The sequence below is a fragment of the Pseudomonas sp. GW456-12-1-14-TSB6 genome, from assembly GCF_059424205.1.
Window position 1 is genome coordinate 20,103 of sequence record NZ_JBWKZE010000001.1, and the last position, 16,858, is coordinate 36,960.

13 protein-coding genes are annotated in these 16,858 nt (G+C 59.2%); 10 read left to right on the forward strand and 3 right to left on the reverse strand.

The annotated features are described in order from the left end of the window. The first annotated feature begins 222 nt into the window (after positions 1-222). The 8 genes from AC07Y2_RS00070 (at position 223) to AC07Y2_RS00105 (ending at position 6,788) form a co-directional block, all read left to right on the forward strand. A complete protein-coding gene (locus AC07Y2_RS00070) occupies positions 223-1,071 on the forward strand; it encodes a transporter substrate-binding protein (protein WP_039768800.1) in 849 nt (282 codons plus the stop codon). A gap of 51 nt (positions 1,072-1,122) precedes the next feature. Next, positions 1,123-1,785 carry an amino acid ABC transporter permease gene (locus AC07Y2_RS00075; protein WP_103385161.1) on the forward strand — a complete coding sequence of 221 codons (663 nt, stop codon included), beginning with the start codon at positions 1,123-1,125 and terminating at the stop codon, positions 1,783-1,785. Between the two features lie 9 nt (positions 1,786-1,794). Continuing rightward, positions 1,795-2,457, forward strand: a complete 663-nt coding sequence (locus tag AC07Y2_RS00080) for an amino acid ABC transporter permease (protein ID WP_011334481.1) — start codon at positions 1,795-1,797, stop codon at positions 2,455-2,457. Then, the gene (locus tag AC07Y2_RS00085; RefSeq protein ID WP_039768796.1) at positions 2,454-3,251 is read left to right on the forward strand and encodes an amino acid ABC transporter ATP-binding protein; all 798 of its coding nucleotides are present in this window, start codon (positions 2,454-2,456) and stop codon (positions 3,249-3,251) included. Before AC07Y2_RS00080 ends, AC07Y2_RS00085 begins: the two co-directional genes overlap by 4 nt. Positions 3,252-3,282: 31 nt before the next feature. After that, the gene (locus tag AC07Y2_RS00090; protein ID WP_039768794.1) at positions 3,283-3,672 is read left to right on the forward strand and encodes a RidA family protein; all 390 of its coding nucleotides are present in this window, start codon (positions 3,283-3,285) and stop codon (positions 3,670-3,672) included. A 156-nt stretch (positions 3,673-3,828) separates the two neighbouring features. Then, positions 3,829-4,593: an IclR family transcriptional regulator gene (locus tag AC07Y2_RS00095; protein ID WP_039768792.1), complete on the forward strand. Its 765-nt coding sequence runs from the start codon at positions 3,829-3,831 to the stop codon at positions 4,591-4,593. Positions 4,594-4,632: 39 nt separating this feature from the next. Next, positions 4,633-5,853: an amino acid deaminase gene (locus AC07Y2_RS00100; RefSeq protein WP_103385162.1), complete on the forward strand. Its 1,221-nt coding sequence runs from the start codon at positions 4,633-4,635 to the stop codon at positions 5,851-5,853. Continuing rightward, positions 5,853-6,788 carry a sugar kinase gene (locus AC07Y2_RS00105; protein WP_039768790.1) on the forward strand — a complete coding sequence of 312 codons (936 nt, stop codon included), beginning with the start codon at positions 5,853-5,855 and terminating at the stop codon, positions 6,786-6,788. Before AC07Y2_RS00100 ends, AC07Y2_RS00105 begins: the two co-directional genes overlap by 1 nt. 49 nt (positions 6,789-6,837) lie before the next feature. Here AC07Y2_RS00105 and AC07Y2_RS00110 read toward each other — a convergent pair whose 3' ends face one another. Together AC07Y2_RS00110 and AC07Y2_RS00115 are read right to left on the reverse strand one after the other, a co-directional pair. Next, positions 6,838-7,113 (reverse strand): peptidylprolyl isomerase, encoded by a 276-nt coding sequence (locus AC07Y2_RS00110; protein WP_103385163.1) that lies wholly within the window; start codon positions 7,111-7,113, stop codon positions 6,838-6,840. Between the two features lie 50 nt (positions 7,114-7,163). Then, the gene (locus tag AC07Y2_RS00115; RefSeq protein WP_103385164.1) at positions 7,164-9,701 is read right to left on the reverse strand and encodes a PAS domain-containing hybrid sensor histidine kinase/response regulator; all 2,538 of its coding nucleotides are present in this window, start codon (positions 9,699-9,701) and stop codon (positions 7,164-7,166) included. 127 nt (positions 9,702-9,828) lie between these two features. On the opposite strand from AC07Y2_RS00115, the gene AC07Y2_RS00120 reads away from it, so the two are divergent. Beyond that, positions 9,829-10,938 carry a PilT/PilU family type 4a pilus ATPase gene (locus AC07Y2_RS00120; protein WP_039768786.1) on the forward strand — a complete coding sequence of 370 codons (1,110 nt, stop codon included), beginning with the start codon at positions 9,829-9,831 and terminating at the stop codon, positions 10,936-10,938. A 133-nt stretch (positions 10,939-11,071) separates the two neighbouring features. Beyond that, positions 11,072-14,839 carry a hypothetical protein gene (locus AC07Y2_RS00125; protein ID WP_052266558.1) on the forward strand — a complete coding sequence of 1,256 codons (3,768 nt, stop codon included), beginning with the start codon at positions 11,072-11,074 and terminating at the stop codon, positions 14,837-14,839. 38 nt (positions 14,840-14,877) lie between these two features. On the opposite strand, the gene AC07Y2_RS00130 is transcribed toward AC07Y2_RS00125, so the two are convergent. Continuing rightward, a complete protein-coding gene (locus AC07Y2_RS00130; protein WP_103385165.1) occupies positions 14,878-16,833 on the reverse strand; it encodes an acetoacetate--CoA ligase in 1,956 nt (651 codons plus the stop codon). Positions 16,834-16,858 lie beyond the last annotated feature (25 nt).

The following is a 16,858-nucleotide window of genomic DNA, read 5'->3' on the forward strand; positions in this document are numbered from 1 at the left end:
ACTGGGAACCTGTTACCCGCATTGTTGTAGCCAACGGTAGCGCACGCTCCGCGCTCTCGCTGTTTCTCTATTTTTCCGTTTTACGTATCTCTTTGATTCCTGTGAATTTTCAAACGGGTGCAGATTCCCCGCGAATCCTGTGGCACACTTTCTGCTGTCTATTCCGTAGTAACAAACCGTGTTCCGGTATAGCGGAATAAACAATCCTCTGGAGTGCTTGCCATGCATCGCCGACCTTCCTTGTTCAAAGCGTGTGTTTTTGTTCTCGCGGCTTCTTCTGCTGTCATGGGTATGGCCGAAGCGGCCGACAGCAAGCTCGACAGCGTCCTGGCCCGTGGAAAACTGATTGTGGGCACCGGCAGTACCAACGCGCCGTGGCACTTCCAGGGCGCGGACGGCAAGTTGCAGGGCTTTGATATCGACATCGCGCGGATGGTGGCAAAAGGGCTGTTCAATGACCCGAGCAAGGTCGAGTTCGTGGTGCAGTCGTCCGATGCGCGGATTCCCAACCTGCTGACCGACAAGGTCGACATGAGCTGTCAGTTCATCACTGTCACCGCCAGCCGTGCGCAGCAAGTGGCATTCACTCTGCCGTACTACCGCGAAGGCGTCGGCCTGCTGCTGCCGAACAACAGCAAGTACAAGGAAATCGAAGACCTGCAGGCCGGGGGCGATGGCGTGACCGTAGCCGTATTGCAGAACGTGTATGCCGAGGAATTGGTGCATCAGGCGCTGCCCAAGGCCAAGGTCGATCAGTACGACAGCGTCGATCTGATGTACCAGGCCGTGAACTCCGGTCGCGCCGATGCCGCTGCCACCGACCAGTCTTCGGTCAAATACCTGATGGTGCAGAACCCTGGCCGCTACCGCAGCCCGACGTACGCCTGGAGCCCGCAGACCTACGCCTGCGCCGTCAAACGTGGCGATCAGGACTGGCTGAACTTCGTCAACACCGCGCTGCATGAAGCCATGACCGGCGTCGAGTTCCCGACTTATGCCGCCTCGTTCAAGCAATGGTTCGGCGTCGATCTGCCATCGCCCGCCATCGGTTTCCCTGTCGAATTCAAATGATCCCGTGAGAGTGGGGCGCTCTGACGCGCCCCGCTCAAGGTACTGCCGACCATGAACTATCAGTTGAACTTTGCTGCCGTGTGGCGCGATTTCGACACCTTGCTGGCGGGGCTCGGTCTGGGCCTCGAACTGGCGCTGGTGTCGATCGCCATCGGCTGCGTGATCGGCCTGCTGATGGCGTTTGCCTTGCTGTCCAGGCATCGCGCCTTGCGGGTGCTGGCATCGGTGTATGTGACGGTGATCCGTAACACGCCGATTCTGGTGTTGATTCTGTTGATCTACTTTGCGTTGCCGAGCCTGGGGATTCGGCTGGACAAGATCCCGTCGTTCATCATCACGCTGTCGCTGTATGCCGGGGCGTACTTGACCGAAGTGTTCCGCGGCGGTTTGTTGAGCATCCCCAAAGGCCAGCGCGAAGCCGGGCTGGCCATCGGTCTGGGCGAGTGGCAGGTGAAAGCCTACGTCACCGTGCCGGTGATGTTGCGCAACGTGCTGCCGGCGCTGTCGAACAACTTCATTTCGCTGTTCAAGGACACCTCGCTGGCCGCCGCGATCGCGGTGCCGGAGCTGACCTATTACGCGCGCAAGATCAACGTCGAGAGCTACCGGGTGATCGAAACCTGGCTGGTAACCACGGTGTTGTATGTCGCGGCCTGTTACCTCATTGCCATGCTGCTGCGTTACCTCGAGCAGCGTCTGGCGATCCGCCGATAGGAGGCTGCGATGTACCAATCCCCCAGTTGGTTGCATGAGTTGTGGATTGCCCGCGAAGCCTTGTGGCAAGGCTTTCTGACCAGCGTGCAGGTGTCGGCGCTGGCGATTCTGTTCGGCACGGTCATCGGTGTGTTTGCCGGGCTGGTGCTGACTTACGGCAAGTTCTGGATGCGCGCGCCGTTCCGCTTTTATGTCGATCTGATTCGCGGCACGCCGGTGTTCGTGCTGGTGTTGGCCTGCTTCTACATGGCACCGGCGCTCGGTTGGCAGATCAGTGCCTTTCAGGCCGGCGCCCTCGGGCTGACGCTGTTTTGCGGCTCCCACGTAGCCGAGATCGTGCGCGGTGCGTTGCAGGCGTTGCCACGCGGGCAGATGGAAGCCGGCAAGGCCATCGGCCTGACGTTCTATCAATCCCTTGGTTATGTGCTGTTACCTCAGGCACTGCGGCAGATCCTGCCGACCTGGGTCAACTCGTCCACGGAAATCGTCAAGGCTTCGACTTTGCTGTCGGTGATCGGCGTGGCCGAGCTGTTGCTCAGCACCCAGCAGATCATTGCCCGGACGTTCATGACCCTGGAGTTTTATCTGTTCGCCGGTTTTCTGTTCTTCGTCATCAACTACGGCATCGAATTACTCGGCCGGCACATTGAAAAGCGGGTGGCCCTGCCATGACTCAAGCTCAAGTTTCCAACCTCCAGAACGCTCAGCCGCTGCTGGACATCCGTGGCCTGCACAAACAGTACGGCGCGGTCGAAGTGCTCAAGGGCGTCGACCTGAGCATGCAGCGCGGCAACGTGGTGACGCTGATCGGCTCCAGTGGCTCGGGCAAGACCACGCTGTTGCGCTGCGTGAACATGCTGGAGGAATTCCAGGGCGGGCAGATCCTGCTCGACGGCGAATCCATCGGCTATGACGAACTCAACGGCAAACGCGTGCGCCACCCGGAAAAAGTCATTGCCCGTCATCGGGCGATGACCGGCATGGCGTTCCAGCAATTCAATCTGTTCCCGCATCTCACCGCGTTGCAGAACGTCACGCTCGGCCTGCTGAAAGTAAAAAAGATGCACAAGGACGAAGCCGTGGCCCTGGCCGAAAAATGGCTGGAGCGGGTCGGTCTGCTGGAACGGCGCAATCATTTTCCCGGCCAGTTGTCCGGCGGTCAGCAGCAGCGCGTGGCGATTGCCCGGGCGATTGCGATGAACCCGAGCCTGATGCTGTTCGACGAAGTCACCTCGGCCCTCGATCCGGAGCTGGTCGGCGAAGTGCTGAACGTGATCAAAGGCCTGGCCGAGGACGGTATGACCATGTTGCTGGTGACCCACGAAATGCGTTTTGCCTTCGAGGTATCGGACAAGATCGTTTTCATGAATCAGGGGCGCATCGAAGAGCAGGGGCCTCCCAAGGAACTGTTCGAGCGTCCTCAATCGCCGCGGCTGGCGGAATTTCTCAAAAGCACGCGGTTCTGACTTTTCACTTTTTCAATCAGGAGAAACACCCATGAGCATTACTCGTTACGGCACCGGCAGCACCGCCGCTGGCGGCCAGCCGCGTCCATTCGCCCGCGCCGTTGAAGCCGATGGCTGGCTGCATGTTTCCGGGCAGGTGCCGGCGGTGGATGGCGAGATCATTGTGGGCGGCATCGTCGAGCAGACGCACCAGACCATGAAAAACCTGATCGCGATTCTCGAAGAGGCCGGTTATGGCCTGGAAGACGTGGTACGTGCCGGCGTGTGGCTGGACGATCCGCGGGATTTCACCAGTTTCAACAAGGTCTTCGGCGAGTACTTCAAGCCCGAACACGCACCGGCCCGGGCCTGTGTGCAGGCGAGCATGATGGTCGACTGCAAGGTCGAGATCGACTGCATTGCGTACAAGAAAAAGGCCTGATCAGCACGCGGATCGTTCCCACGCTCTGCGTGGGAATGCCTCAAGGAACGCTCCGCGTTCCAAAGGACGCAGAGCGTCCCTGGCTGCATTCCCACGCGGAGCATGGGAACGATCTTTCGCGATAAACTCCCGGCACTTTGAATGGGAACCACTGAAATGACCGAAGACACCATCAAGCGCCGGGCACGCGGTCTGGACCGGGCGTTCGATATCCTCGATTTCCTCAAGGAAATCGGCCAGCCACTGCGCCCCAACGACATCGCCAACGGCATCGGCAGCCCGAAATCCACGGTCTACGAACTGGTGGCGTCATTGCTCGAGCGGCGGATCCTGGAGCCGGTGGGCAAGGATGGTCACGTCTATCTCGGTCGTCAGCTGTACTTCCTCGGGCAGGCGCATTTGCGGCATTTCGACCTCAGTCGCGAGGCCGATCACGCGTTGCAGGAGATCGTCAGCCAGACCCGGGAAACCGCGCAGATGTGCCTGCTTAACGGGCGCAAATACACGGTGGCACTGATGAAGGAGGGCGAGCGGCATTTCCGCATTTCTTCCGATATCGGCGAAAACGCGCCGATCCCGTGGACCGCCTCGGGACGCCTGCTGCTGGCGCACTTGAGTGACCAGCAGATCAGCGACTTGATCGACCCCGACGACTTCATCCTGCCGGATGGCGAACGCCTGCCGATGGAGACGTTTCTGGCGGAAATCCGTCAGGCCGGCATCGACGGTTTCTTCTCCTTCGACAGTGTCGCCGACACCTTCACCCACTGCTTCGCCGCCCCGGTCAAAGACCCGAATGGCGTGGCCATCTGCACCCTGTGCATCGTCGCGCCGCGCGCCGATGCCAAGAACAATTACAACGACTATCGCCGGGTCTTGATCGAGAGCGCCAACAGCCTCGCCCGGCGAATCAACGAATAACCGCGCCTGCCTGCGGGCGCGACTGTGAGGAGTTCGACCATGACGACTGCCAACAACACTGCTGCCGTGGAAAAGGGCGACGCCGCCCTCGGCGCGCAACTGGTGCGTGACATCAGCCTGCCGGCGCTGGTGCTGCACCGCGAAGCGCTGGAGCACAACATCCGCTGGATGCAGAAATTCGTCAGCGACAGCGGCGCCGAACTCGCGCCCCACGGCAAGACCAGCATGACCCCGGCGTTGTTTCGTCGTCAGCTCGACGCCGGCGCGTGGGGCATCACCCTGGCCAGCGCCACCCAGACCCGCGCCGCATACGCCCACGGCGTGCGCCGGGTGCTGATGGCCAACCAATTGGTCGGTACGCCGAACATGGCGTTGATTGCCGATCTGTTGGCGGCCGATTCGGGCTTCGATTTCTATTGCATGGTCGACCACCGGGACAACGTCGCCGATCTGGGCGCTTACTTCGCGTCGCGTGGCGTGCGGCTGAACGTGATGATCGAGTACGGCGTGGTCGGTGGCCGTTGCGGTTGCCGCAGCGAGCAGGAAGTCATCGAACTGGCCAAGGCCATTGCTGCACAACCGGCGCTGGCCCTGACCGGCATCGAAGGTTACGAAGGCGTGATCCATGGCGATCACGCCGTCAGCGGCATCCGTGAATTCGCGGCTTCGCTGGTGCGCCTGGCGGTGCAGTTGCAGGACAGCGGTGCATTCGCCATCGCCAAGCCGATCATCACCGCGTCGGGTTCGGCCTGGTACGACCTGATCGCCGAATCGTTCGAGGCGCAGAACGCTGGCGGGCGTTTCCTCAGCGTGTTGCGTCCCGGCAGTTACGTGGCCCACGACCATGGCATTTATAAAGAGGCGCAGTGCTGCGTGCTGGATCGTCGCAGTGACCTGCACGAAGGGCTGCGTCCGGCGCTGGAAGTCTGGGCCCACGTGCAGTCGATGCCCGAGCCTGGCTTTGCCGTGATTGCCCTGGGCAAGCGTGACGTGGCGTTCGATGCCGGGATGCCGGTGCCCTTGCTGCGTTACAAGGCCGGTGTGCTGCCAGCGGTGGGCGACGATGTCGGCGCCTGCAAGGTGACGGCAGTGATGGACCAGCACGCGTTCATGACCGTGGCGCCCGGCGTGGAATTGCGCGTCGGCGACATCATTTCCTTTGGCACTTCGCACCCGTGCCTGACCTTCGACAAGTGGCGCGTAGGGCTGCTGGTGGACGAGCAGCTGTCGGTGATCGAAACCATGGAAACCTGTTTCTGATGAACACGCTCAGTCCGTTGGGTCCGAACACCCCGCGCATCGCCCTGATCGGCGAATGCATGATCGAACTCCAGCAACGTGCCGATGGCAGCCTGCAACAGAGCTTTGGCGGGGACACGCTGAACACGGCGGTGTATCTGTCCCGCGCCATGGGCGACAAGGCGCAGGTCGATTACGTCACGGCGCTGGGTGACGACAGCTTCAGTGATGCGATGTGCCGCAGTTGGGCCGATGAAAACATTGGCTTGGATCTGGTTCAGCGTTTGCCCGGTCGCCTGCCGGGCCTGTATTGCATCCAGACCGACGCTGCCGGGGAGCGCCGCTTCCTTTACTGGCGCAACGAAGCCGCCGTTCGCGACTGCTTCACCACGCCGGCGGCTGCGCCGATTCTGGCGGCGCTGCCGGATTATGACGTGTTGTATTTCAGCGGTATCACGCTGGCGGTACTCGGCGCACAGGGTCGGGAAAAGCTGATTCAAACCTTGATCGAAGCCCGTCAGCGTGATGCGCGAATCGTCTTCGACAACAACTATCGGCCGCGTTTGTGGGCATCGGTGGAGGAGGCGCGGACGGCGTATCGCAGCGTGTTGCCCCATGTCGATCTGGCATTGCTGACGGTGGACGACGAGCAGGCGCTGTTCCATTTCGAGGACTGTGACGCGGTGTTTGACGCGTACGCGCAGATTGGCACGCCGGAAGTGGTGCTCAAGCGCGGCGCTGAAGCCTGTCTGATCCGTTGCGACGGGGAAGCGTTTGAAGTCCCGGCGCAGAAGGTCGAAAAGGTGGTGGACACTACGGCGGCGGGGGATTCGTTCAGTGCGGCGTATCTGGCGAGTCGCTTGTCGGGCGCAAGTCCTGCGCAGGCGGCGGAGGCGGGACATCGTTTGGCCAGTCAGGTCATTCAAGTGCCTGGGGCGCTGATCCCCAGGGATTGATGCCGATTCCTGAAGGCGCTGCCGAAAGCCGCGCCTTCAGGGCACTGGATCAATCGCGGTAAAACACCTGCACCAGGTGATACCCGAATTTGCTCTTGATCGGCCCGTGCACCGTGCGCAGCGGCCTTTTGAAGATCACCGCATCGATCGCACCGACCATCTGCCCCGGCCGCACTTCACCCAGATCACCACCGCGCTTGCCGGACGGGCAGGTAGAAAACTTCTTCGCCAGCACATCGAACGCTTCACCATTGGCGATGCGTTGTTTGAGTTTTTCAGCCTCTTCGGCGGTCTTCACCAGAATATGGCGGGCTTGGGCTTTCATCGTGCAATACCTGTAGCGGGGTGACGGCGGGGCGCGGATTATGCCTCAAGTCACGGATTTTGGCTGATCATCGTGCGGATCTTGCCGGCCAGCTGTTCGATGGAAAACGGCTTGGCGACCATGTCCATGCCATCTTCCAGAAAGCCCTGGCGTTCGGCGGCTTTCTGCGCGTAACCGGTCATGAACAATACTTTGAGCCCCGGACGATGCTGGCGGGCGATCTCAGCCATTTGCCGGCCGTTCATGCCCGGCAGGCCGACGTCGGTCACCAGCAGGTCAATCCGCATGTCCGACTCCAGCAGCGGCAGGGCACTCTTGGCGTCTTCGGCCTCATGGGCGCGATAACCCAGCTCCTTGAGCAGATCCATGACCAGCATGCGCACCGCCGGATCGTCCTCGACCACCACCACGTTTTCGCCGGTCGCGGGGGTGGGTGTCTCGCTGACCGTTTCCGCCAATGGCTGCTCAGGTTCCGGCGCGTGGAGGCGCGGCAAGTACAGCCGCACGCAGGTACCCTGGCCAGGCAGGCTGTCGAGGCTGACGTGTCCACCCGATTGCTGGGCAAAGCCATAAATCATCGATAACCCGAGCCCGGTGCCTTGCCCGATGGGTTTGGTCGTAAAGAACGGATCGAACGCCTTGGAGCGCACCGAAGGCGTCATGCCGGTGCCGTTGTCGCTCACCGCGAGCATCAAGTAGTCCCCGGCCTTGACCGGTTCGAGGGTGGTGATGTCGTTGCCGTCGAGGTTGACGTTGGCGGTTTCGATCAACAGCTCGCCGCCGTCGGGCATGGCGTCGCGGGCGTTGATCACCAGGTTGAGCAGGGCGTTTTCCAGTTGGCTGACATCCGTACTGACGGACCAGACATTGTCGGCGAGGCGCAACTTGAGCTCGATCGGATCACCCTTGGTGCGGCGGATCAGGTCTTCCAGCGAGTGGATCAGTTCATTGACGTCGATGGTCTTGCGATCCAGCGACTGACGTCGGGAGAACGCCAGCAGGCGGTGAGTCAGCGCGGCTGCGCGGTTGGCCGAGGACACCGCCGCGTCGGTGAAACGGCCGATCTCATCGGCGCGGCCATTGGCGATGTAGCGCTGCATCAGGTCGAGGCTGCCGATGATGCCGGTCAGCATGTTGTTGAAGTCGTGGGCGATGCCGCCGGTGAGCTGGCCGACCGCTTCCATTTTCTGTGCGTGACGCAGGGCGTCTTCGGCGCGTTCGCGTTCGAACATCTCGTTCTGCAAACGCTGGTTGGCCTGGGCCAGTTGCTCGGTGCGCGCGCTCACACGTTCCTCAAGGGTTTCGTTGAGGTTGCGCAGGGCTTCTTCGGTCTTTTTGCGTTCGGTCTCGTCGATCACGAAGATGTAGAAACCGTTCACCGCACCGTCCGCACCGTGGCGCGGCAGGTAATTCATCAAGGCATGCCGCTGGCTGCCGTCGCGGTGTGGCGTGTACAGGCTGAACGAGCAGGGCCGACCGGCGAGGGCTTCAGCGATGTACGGTGCCCGCAGGAAATAAGCCTCTTCGCCGATCACTTCGCGGATCGTGCGACCGTACAGCTCCTGTGGCGTGAGCCCGTACCAGTCGAGGTACGCGGCGTTGTTCAGGCGAAAGCATTCTTCGTGGTCGACATAGCTGATCAGGATCGGCATGGCGTTGATGATCAGTTGCAGCTCGGTCTGGCTTTGCCGCAGTGCCTGTTCGGTGTGCTTGCGCTCGGTCAGGTCCAGGGCGGCGCCGAGAAAACGCATCGGCCGGCCATGATGATCCTTGTAGCAGCGCCCTCGCGCGAACACCCAGCGCAGTTCCCCATTGGCTTGCAGCAGGCGATATTCCTCGGCGTATTCGGTGCCGTGGGTAATGCAATGCTTGATACTGCGGGCGATCATTGCGCGGTCTTCGGGGTGCACGCCGTGCAGGTACTCGCTGATCGGCAACTGACCGGCCAGGGCCGGATCGACACCGTGCAACTGGGCGAAATGCGCATCGGCGATGAAGCGGTCTTCGCCGATGTCCCAATCCCAGGTGCCGACCGCATCGGTGGCCGCCAGCGCCAGTTGCAGGCGCTCTTCGCTTTGACGCTGGGCCTTGAGGCTGTCTTCGGAACGTTGCTGCAGTTCCAGGGCGATGCGTCGGCGTTCGTTGGTTTCGATGGCGGTGACCAGAATGCCAGCCACTTGCGCGCTTTCATCGCGGATCGGGCTGTAGGTCAAATCCAGCCAGAAGTCGGAATCCTTGCCGTCCCGTTGCAAGGTGAAGCGACGTTCGCTGTAGGTTCGCACCTGGCCTTGTAGGACTGCGCTGTAAATCGGGTCGGTAAAGTCTCGAAGTTCCGGCCATATCTGGTGTGCCGGCTGTCCGAAAGCGTGCGGATGCTTGCTGCCGGCCAGCAGCGCAAAGCCGTTGTTGTAGATCTGGGTCAGTTGCGGACCCCACAACAGCAGCATCGGCATCGGCGAGTGAATCACGATGTCCACCGCGGTGCGCAAGCTCTGTGGCCAGGTGCCGGAGGCGCCCAGCGGGCTGCGGCTCCAGTCGGTTCGGGCAATCAATGCCTGGGCGTCGTTGGTGTTCGGTACAGCGTTCATCACATCAATCCTGAGCATCGGTCGGTGAGGCGGCGTCTACTATCCTAGTGCGGTAGACGCTGTAAGGCCCGTCGCGTCACGACGCACGGTCTTAAGTTCATTGAAAGCTTCGCAGGTGCTTTTGGCCATGGAAATCGACGCATTGCTCAAACAACTGGCGAGCCGCCACGGTTCGGATCTGTTCCTGTCCACGGGCGCGCCGCCCAGTGCACGGTTCGACGGGGTACTGACGCCCTTGAGCGATCAGCCCTTCAAACCCGGCGAAGTAGCGACTGTCGCTGCCTCCCTGATGGACGCCGAGCAGCGCCGGGAGTTCGACCGGGACTTGGAAATGAACCTGGCGATTTCCCGCACTGGCATCGGCCGGTTCCGGGTCAATATCTTCAAGCAGCGCAACGACGTGTCGATCGTGATCCGCAACGTCAAGCTCGATATACCGCGATTCGAAGACCTCAACCTGCCACCGGTGTTACTGGACACGGTGATGCTCAAGCAGGGGCTGATCCTGTTCGTCGGCGCTACTGACTCCGGCAAATCCACCTCGCTGGCAGCCCTGATCGACCATCGCAATCGTCATAGCAGCGGGCATATCGTCACTATCGAAGATCCGATTGAATATATCCATCGACATCAACGTTCGATCATCAACCAGCGTGAGGTCGGTGTCGACACCCGCAGCTTTCATGCTGCGCTCAAGAACACCCTGCGCCAGGCGCCGGATGTGGTGCTGATCGGCGAGATCCGCGACCGCGACACCATGGAGCATGCACTGGCGTTCGCGGAAACGGGTCATCTGGTGCTGTCCACATTGCACGCCAACAACGCCAATCAGGCGCTGGACCGGATCATCAATATGTTTGCCGAAGAGCGTAAGCCGCAGCTGTTGCAGGCGCTGGGCAATAATTTGAAAGCCTGCATCTCGCAACGGTTGGTGCGTACAGTGGCGGGGCAGCGAAGAGCAGCGGTCGAAGTGCTGCTCGGCACGTCTACCGTCGCCGATCTGATACAGGGCGGCGAGTTGGACAAACTCAAACCCATCATGGAAAAGTCCACGGAACTTGGCATGCAAACATTTGACGCAGCGTTGTTTGCGTTGGTGTCGGAAGGCGTGATCAATGAACGGGAAGCCTTGAAGAACGCTGACTCGATTAATAATTTGAAGTTGCGAATTAAACTTTCAGATGGTGCGGATGATGCTCAAGGCTCAGTGTCCGGGAAGTGGGATTTGATGGAATAGTTTTTTGCGTGCGCAAGTTTGTGAAGGGGGTTGGTAACGGAATTTAATGGTTTTAAACTAGACGTTGTTTTTTCGTTTAAGTACAACTTCGTCCGGCTGAGCGAATAAGCTCTTAACTTGATGAGGTTGTAAATTGGATACCGTTAAAAAGAACAAGTTCTTCCGGCCATCGGCCGTTACGCTTGCCGCGTGGAACAAAACATCCAAGGCTGATGCCGATGAACGTCGCGTTGTCCTGGAACAGTTGGAAATTGCGCTGGACAAGTATTCCGATGATCAAATCATCGACTGGTTTGCGCATGAAGTTGAATTGCAGGATGGTTCGTCGCTGTTCCAGATTTACAATCCCGGCATGCTCATGCTTAACAAGCTAGAGGAGTTAGGTGCGGTATTTGGGGCACTTATTCGGGAGGACGCTCGCGATCATGACGGTCTGTTACGCGTTACGGCCGACGGCAAGATGGAAGTCTACGTCGGAAAAAGAGGTTGGGTGGATCTGGTTGCAGCAGGGCACTTTGAATTCACTGAGGAAGTACGTTCAGAAATAAAGCTGATTTCAGATGTGGCTCGGGCGGCAGGCGGTTATATATGGACCGATCTCGCTATTACGCTTGACCAGTGGTTTGAGTTTCATGAAATCGACGTGCCGAAAAACAAGGCGCAGGTCAGCAACCTCATTGCGTTGTTCAAGTTTGATCCTCAAGTAGACGAACCCGCAGACTACTGGGAACATTTTCAAACTGAAGGCCAGACACTGGTAACGTTGTCAGATGAACAGTTTTCGGCCATTCGCCGGGCCAAAGCCAAAGTCATGACGAAAAGCAAGTTACTGACCGCTTTTTATAACGTCACCGGACGCGCCAAGGTCTCCCATGAAAACGCTGCTCAGCGCATTGTCGAGTACGTCAGTTATCCCGTCTCCCAGATTGCTGCCAGGAAGTATCTGCAAGAACTTGGCTGGGTGGGCGAGAACGAACAACTGCCTGTCTCCGATGCCGTTCTCCGGCAGTTCTTGACTACCGCCATATTGCTTGATCTGGATCCCTCGATAGGCCACAGCCATCAGCGCAGGAACATTGGCGGATTTGTTCTGTATTCACCGGACGATATGGATCGTCATCCATCGGTAATACGTGAGCTACTCGCCGATTTTCTTTCGGCCAAGGGATGGGTAGATCGACAGGTGGCTCCCCTGGCTGCGCACTTGCTCCTGGCGCGCACGGCTCCGGAGTTTCTGGTCAGTGATACACCGTCCTCTGTCACCCTGGGATCGATTGCATGGCTCAACCTCAGTCGTGCCGTTGCACTGGTGGAGGCGGTGAAAACGGGTGCGTCGCGAGTATTGAGCTATTCGCAGATCATGGCTTACGCCGATCTCGAACCGGTCAGCGCAGCACAAAAACATTTACGGGATCTGGCTGTGATCGACCCCATCGTCGATTGGGCACTGCTTAACCAGGTAGTGACAGGCACTGAACTTGAACAAGCTGAGGAAGCCACCACTCGACGTGCGATCGATGCGTTCGAACAATACTCGGAGCAACTCGCCCAGATAGCCCGTGCATTCTCGACCCCATTACCCTCCAGAGCAGCCATTGCCCGCGCGGCATTGAAAGTCGCGGCACCGGGCTGTGACACCCTGGACGAAAATGCCCTCTCCGAGCTGGGAGGGCAGCAAGTCATGTCCATGGTCGACCTGCATCAATCGGGCGATCTGGTCACTGGCAAGTGGGACAGGCGCACTGTGCGTCTGGTGACAAACGGGATCCCCAAACCGGCCATCAATTACAACCCCTCGGGTATCAGCCTGTACACGCGCTACCCACAATTATTGAAGCTCACTTCCTGTGACGAGGAGATGGATCGTCAGTTAGCGGTGTATCGGACGGAACTCAACAGCGCCATGTTGTCCACCGTGAAACTGGCGTTGGCGCAGATGCCCGAACCGGATCTGAATGTATTCATGAATGCACAGATAAACTTTCTGACGGTGCGCGGATCAGCGATCTATACCGTTAAACGTCGTGGGCCTGGCCCTTTGGAGATAGAGCAAGATAGAGAAACCCAGCAAACCAGAGACGCTGCGACCGGACGTTTTGGCTTGGTGATGTTCGCTTCTCACGACAACGCCTTCATTTGCTATGAGCTGTTCACCTCGCGTGGAGAATTCCGCAAAAACGACGCGCTGGGTAATTGGATCATTCGCGAGCGAAAACTCGAACAGCGTTCGCGAATGAGTTGGCCGGCAGATCTGACGACTCAAGTGACGCTGACTGACCCGCAAGAACTGCCACTCAATTTGAAATGCTATACCCATGCGGCGGCACCGGACCCTGCGACCACTACCAGCCAGGCAATCCTCGATAACTTTGGTAAGTTGCCCAAGCCCCATACCTCTGCAAATCCCAGGCAGGGTTTATACCAGCGCTTCAACGATCCGAACGTTGCGCGCATTGCCAGGTTCATCGTCGATCACCGTCCGTTCCTGCATGCCCATGAACTCAGAGAGTTGGTGCGCATACCGACGCCACTTGAGCTTTCCCGACAGGAGGGTGAGCGACTGCTCACTTATTTCATCGACCTGGTGGTGCCGTTCAAAAAATGTATTGAGGACATTGCATCCGGCGAACATGACAAGGTAGTAGACGGGATCTACGGTTGTTTGATGGATGGCATTGGCCTGGTGGGAACGGTGGCGGGAGCCGCTTCGAAAGTGGTGAGCATTTCAGCCAAGGCCATTTCCAACACGTCAAAAGCGGCGCGTTTCACCAGGTTGGCCTTTACCTCGGCGATTTCCCTTTTCAATCCGTTCGACGGTGTGCCTTCGGGCCTGCAGAGCGGTGGGAAGCTCGTTCATAAAGGCCTGCTGCGGTTCAATAAAAATACGCATGAGATTATCACGAGAGCGAACAGGCAGCTTCACACGATCAGCGGTCGCCGACATTCCTTTGATCTGATCGAAAGCGCCGGTACGCAAGTGGGAGTTGGCAGCTGGCGGCCATGTGGTGTCGCGAGCGACAGCGTTTCGGTACTGGCTGCGCGCAGAGATGGCAAATGGTATGCCTTGAATCGTCGCGGCGACCTTTGGGGCAAGCCGCTGGACGGTTTTTCGTATCGAGCGCCTGTGCAGTTGCCTTATTCCCCTAAAACCCTGCCAGAGAGCTACACGCGCAAGTTCGTCGAGCAGAGTCTGCCGCGCGCTCGAGCGAAAATAGATAACGCCATCAATGTAATCCAGCAACATGACTTCAAAAAAGATTGCAGCCTGGTCATGAAGACATTATTTGGTGACACCTCAGCGGTAGCCACCGAGCGCCTGGTGAACTATCTGCGCTTGATCCGCTTCGACTTTGCCGGTTTTTCGATGAGTAACATTGTGCTCGATGGGTTTAAGGAAGACGCCACGCTCGCCGCATTGGACGTGGACAATTACAAACGCTGGAAAAGTTCTGGGTCCAGTAGCGGATCAAATATTGCATTTGTTGAAATCCATACCAAAAATCTCAACAGTCACTTCACAGGTCTGGGCTTCAACCATGATGTGGTGGCCGATGACCTGATTCATGAACTGTTCCATGCAAGCGCTCAAACCGATGATGTCGGCTATGTCACTGATGCAGAGTTCGAAAGTAACGAGGGGCAGCGACTCGATATAACGCCGTTGCTGAATATCGCCATGGGTTGTCTGCCTGTATCGGAGGAAGGCACGGAATGCCATCCTCCGTCCAAGGCATTTGCAAACGCCGACTCTCTGGCTGTGGCGACGTCGCTGCTGAGTCAGGTTTGCACCAACAAGATCACGTTTGACGACAATATGGCGATTATTGGCGGCGCGGTCGACACCAGTGGCGGCAAGCCAATTGTCGAACCGGTGATCATCACGTTGAACAAGCCAGTGTAAGCATGCTGGCTGTCGGTTGATTCAAAACCGCCGCCCGGTCAGGTCGTCAACTCCGGCCGATCCCGAAACTGCTCCAGCGCTTCGGGATTGGCCAGGGCATCGGTGTTTTTCACGGGCTTACCGTGCACGACATTGCGAACCGCCAGCTCAACCACTTTCCCGCTGATGGTGCGCGGAATATCGCTGACCGCAACGATCTTCGCCGGCACATGGCGCGGTGTGGTGTTGGCGCGGATCACCTGGCGGATCTGCTGTTGCAGCGCCTCATCCAGCGCTACGCCGTCCTTGAGGCGCACGAACAGCACCACGCGCACGTCGTCCTGCCACTGTTGGCCGATGGCGACGCTGTCCAGCACTTGCGGGACTTTCTCCACCTGCCGGTAGATTTCAGCCGTACCGATGCGCACGCCGCCGGGGTTGAGCACAGCGTCGGAGCGGCCGTGAATCAGCATCCCACCGTGGGGAAGTTGTTCGGCGTAGTCACCCTGGGCCCAGACGCCGGGGAACTGGCTGAAATAGGATTTGCGCAGCTTTTCGCCGTCGGGATCGTTCCAGAGTCCGATAGGCATCGCCGGGAATGGTCGAGTGCATACCAACTCACCTTTTTCGCCGATCACCGGTTGCCCGGCGTCATTCCACACTTCCACCGCCATGGCCAGGCTCTTGCCCATGATCTCGCCCCGGCGAACCGCCGACATCGGGTTACCGTTGACGAAGCAGGACACGATGTCCGTACCACCGGACATCGAGGACAGGCACACGTCCGGTTTGAAGTCGCGATAAACGAAGTCATAACTCTGCGGCGACAGCGCGGAGCCGGTGCAAAGCAGGGTTTTCAGGTGGCTCAGGTCGTAGCTTTCGCGCGGCTTGATGCCGCTGCTTTCCAGAGTCGCGAGGAATTTCGGGCTGGTGCCGAACACGCTGACCTGCTCGTCGTCCAGCAACTCCAGCAACCGCTCGTTGTCCGGATGAAACGGTGAACCGTCATACAGCACCACCGCGCTGCCGACCGCCAGTGCCGAGACCAGCCAGTTCCACATCATCCAGCCGCAGGTGGTGTAGTAGAACAACCGGTCGCCGGGGCCCAGGTCGACATGCAGCCCGTGCTCCTTGACGTGTTGCAGCAGCACGCCGCCGGTGCTGTGCACGATGCACTTCGGCACGCCGGTGGTGCCGCTGGAATACAGCACGTACAGCGGATGATCGAAGGGCACCGGGACGAACAGCGGCTCATCGCCCGGCTCATAGAAGTCGTCCCATAGCGAGACGTTGGCGGGCGTCCGGTAATCCGTGGCATGGGCGTGGGGGCGCGCGTAAGGGACGATGATCAGCTGTTGCAAGGACGGCAGCTGTTCGAGGATTTCGTTGATCTTGACGGTCTGGTCGATCTCTTTGCCGGCGTAACGGTAACCGGCGCAGGTGATGAGTACTTTCGGTTCGATCTGGCCAAAGCGGTCGATTACGCCGTGGGTGCCGAAATCCGGCGACGAGCATGACCAGATTGCCCCGAGACTGGTGGTCGCGAGCATCGCCACCAGGGTTTGCCAGGTGTTGGGCATGCACGCGGCAACCCGGTCGCCAACGACGACGCCAGAGGCTTGCAGGCTGGCCTGGAACCCGGCGACTTGCAGGGCCAGTTCGGCCCAGGTCAGCAGTTCACGCTGGCCGTTTTCCCCGATAGCGATCACGGCTATGGCATCGTCGCGGCGACTCAGCAGATGCTCGGCGAAATTCAACGTGGCGCCGGGAAACCATTCGGCCCCCGGCATTTTCATGCCTCCACGCAGAACAGCGTCGGGCTGGGTGTGAAAACTGATGTCGAAGAAATCCACGATCGCCTGCCAGAACGCTTCGCGCTGGTCGATCGACCATTGATGCAGGGCCGGGTAGTCGTCGAGCTTCAGATGGTGGCGCTGATTGATGAAGCGCCGAAAGCCGTCCATGCGGGATCGGGCAATGCGTTTGGCATCGGGCTGCCAGAGAATGTCGGACATGGTTTGCCTCTTATTGTTGGTCAGA

What these genes read in the sequence shown, in the direction of transcription:
- AC07Y2_RS00090 (WP_039768794.1), top strand. Translation starts at nt 3,283, where the DNA reads ATGAGCATTACTCGTTACGGCACCGGCAGCACCGCCGCTGGCGGCCAG.
- AC07Y2_RS00095 (WP_039768792.1), top strand. Translation starts at nt 3,829, where the DNA reads ATGACCGAAGACACCATCAAGCGCCGGGCACGCGGTCTGGACCGGGCG.
- AC07Y2_RS00110 (WP_103385163.1), bottom strand. Translation starts at nt 7,113, where the DNA reads ATGAAAGCCCAAGCCCGCCATATTCTGGTGAAGACCGCCGAAGAGGCT.
- AC07Y2_RS00075 (WP_103385161.1), top strand. Translation starts at nt 1,123, where the DNA reads ATGAACTATCAGTTGAACTTTGCTGCCGTGTGGCGCGATTTCGACACC.
- AC07Y2_RS00100 (WP_103385162.1), top strand. Translation starts at nt 4,633, where the DNA reads ATGACGACTGCCAACAACACTGCTGCCGTGGAAAAGGGCGACGCCGCC.
- AC07Y2_RS00085 (WP_039768796.1), top strand. Translation starts at nt 2,454, where the DNA reads ATGACTCAAGCTCAAGTTTCCAACCTCCAGAACGCTCAGCCGCTGCTG.
- AC07Y2_RS00130 (WP_103385165.1), bottom strand. Translation starts at nt 16,833, where the DNA reads ATGTCCGACATTCTCTGGCAGCCCGATGCCAAACGCATTGCCCGATCC.
- AC07Y2_RS00115 (WP_103385164.1), bottom strand. Translation starts at nt 9,701, where the DNA reads ATGAACGCTGTACCGAACACCAACGACGCCCAGGCATTGATTGCCCGA.
- AC07Y2_RS00120 (WP_039768786.1), top strand. Translation starts at nt 9,829, where the DNA reads ATGGAAATCGACGCATTGCTCAAACAACTGGCGAGCCGCCACGGTTCG.
- AC07Y2_RS00070 (WP_039768800.1), top strand. Translation starts at nt 223, where the DNA reads ATGCATCGCCGACCTTCCTTGTTCAAAGCGTGTGTTTTTGTTCTCGCG.
- AC07Y2_RS00080 (WP_011334481.1), top strand. Translation starts at nt 1,795, where the DNA reads ATGTACCAATCCCCCAGTTGGTTGCATGAGTTGTGGATTGCCCGCGAA.
- AC07Y2_RS00105 (WP_039768790.1), top strand. Translation starts at nt 5,853, where the DNA reads ATGAACACGCTCAGTCCGTTGGGTCCGAACACCCCGCGCATCGCCCTG.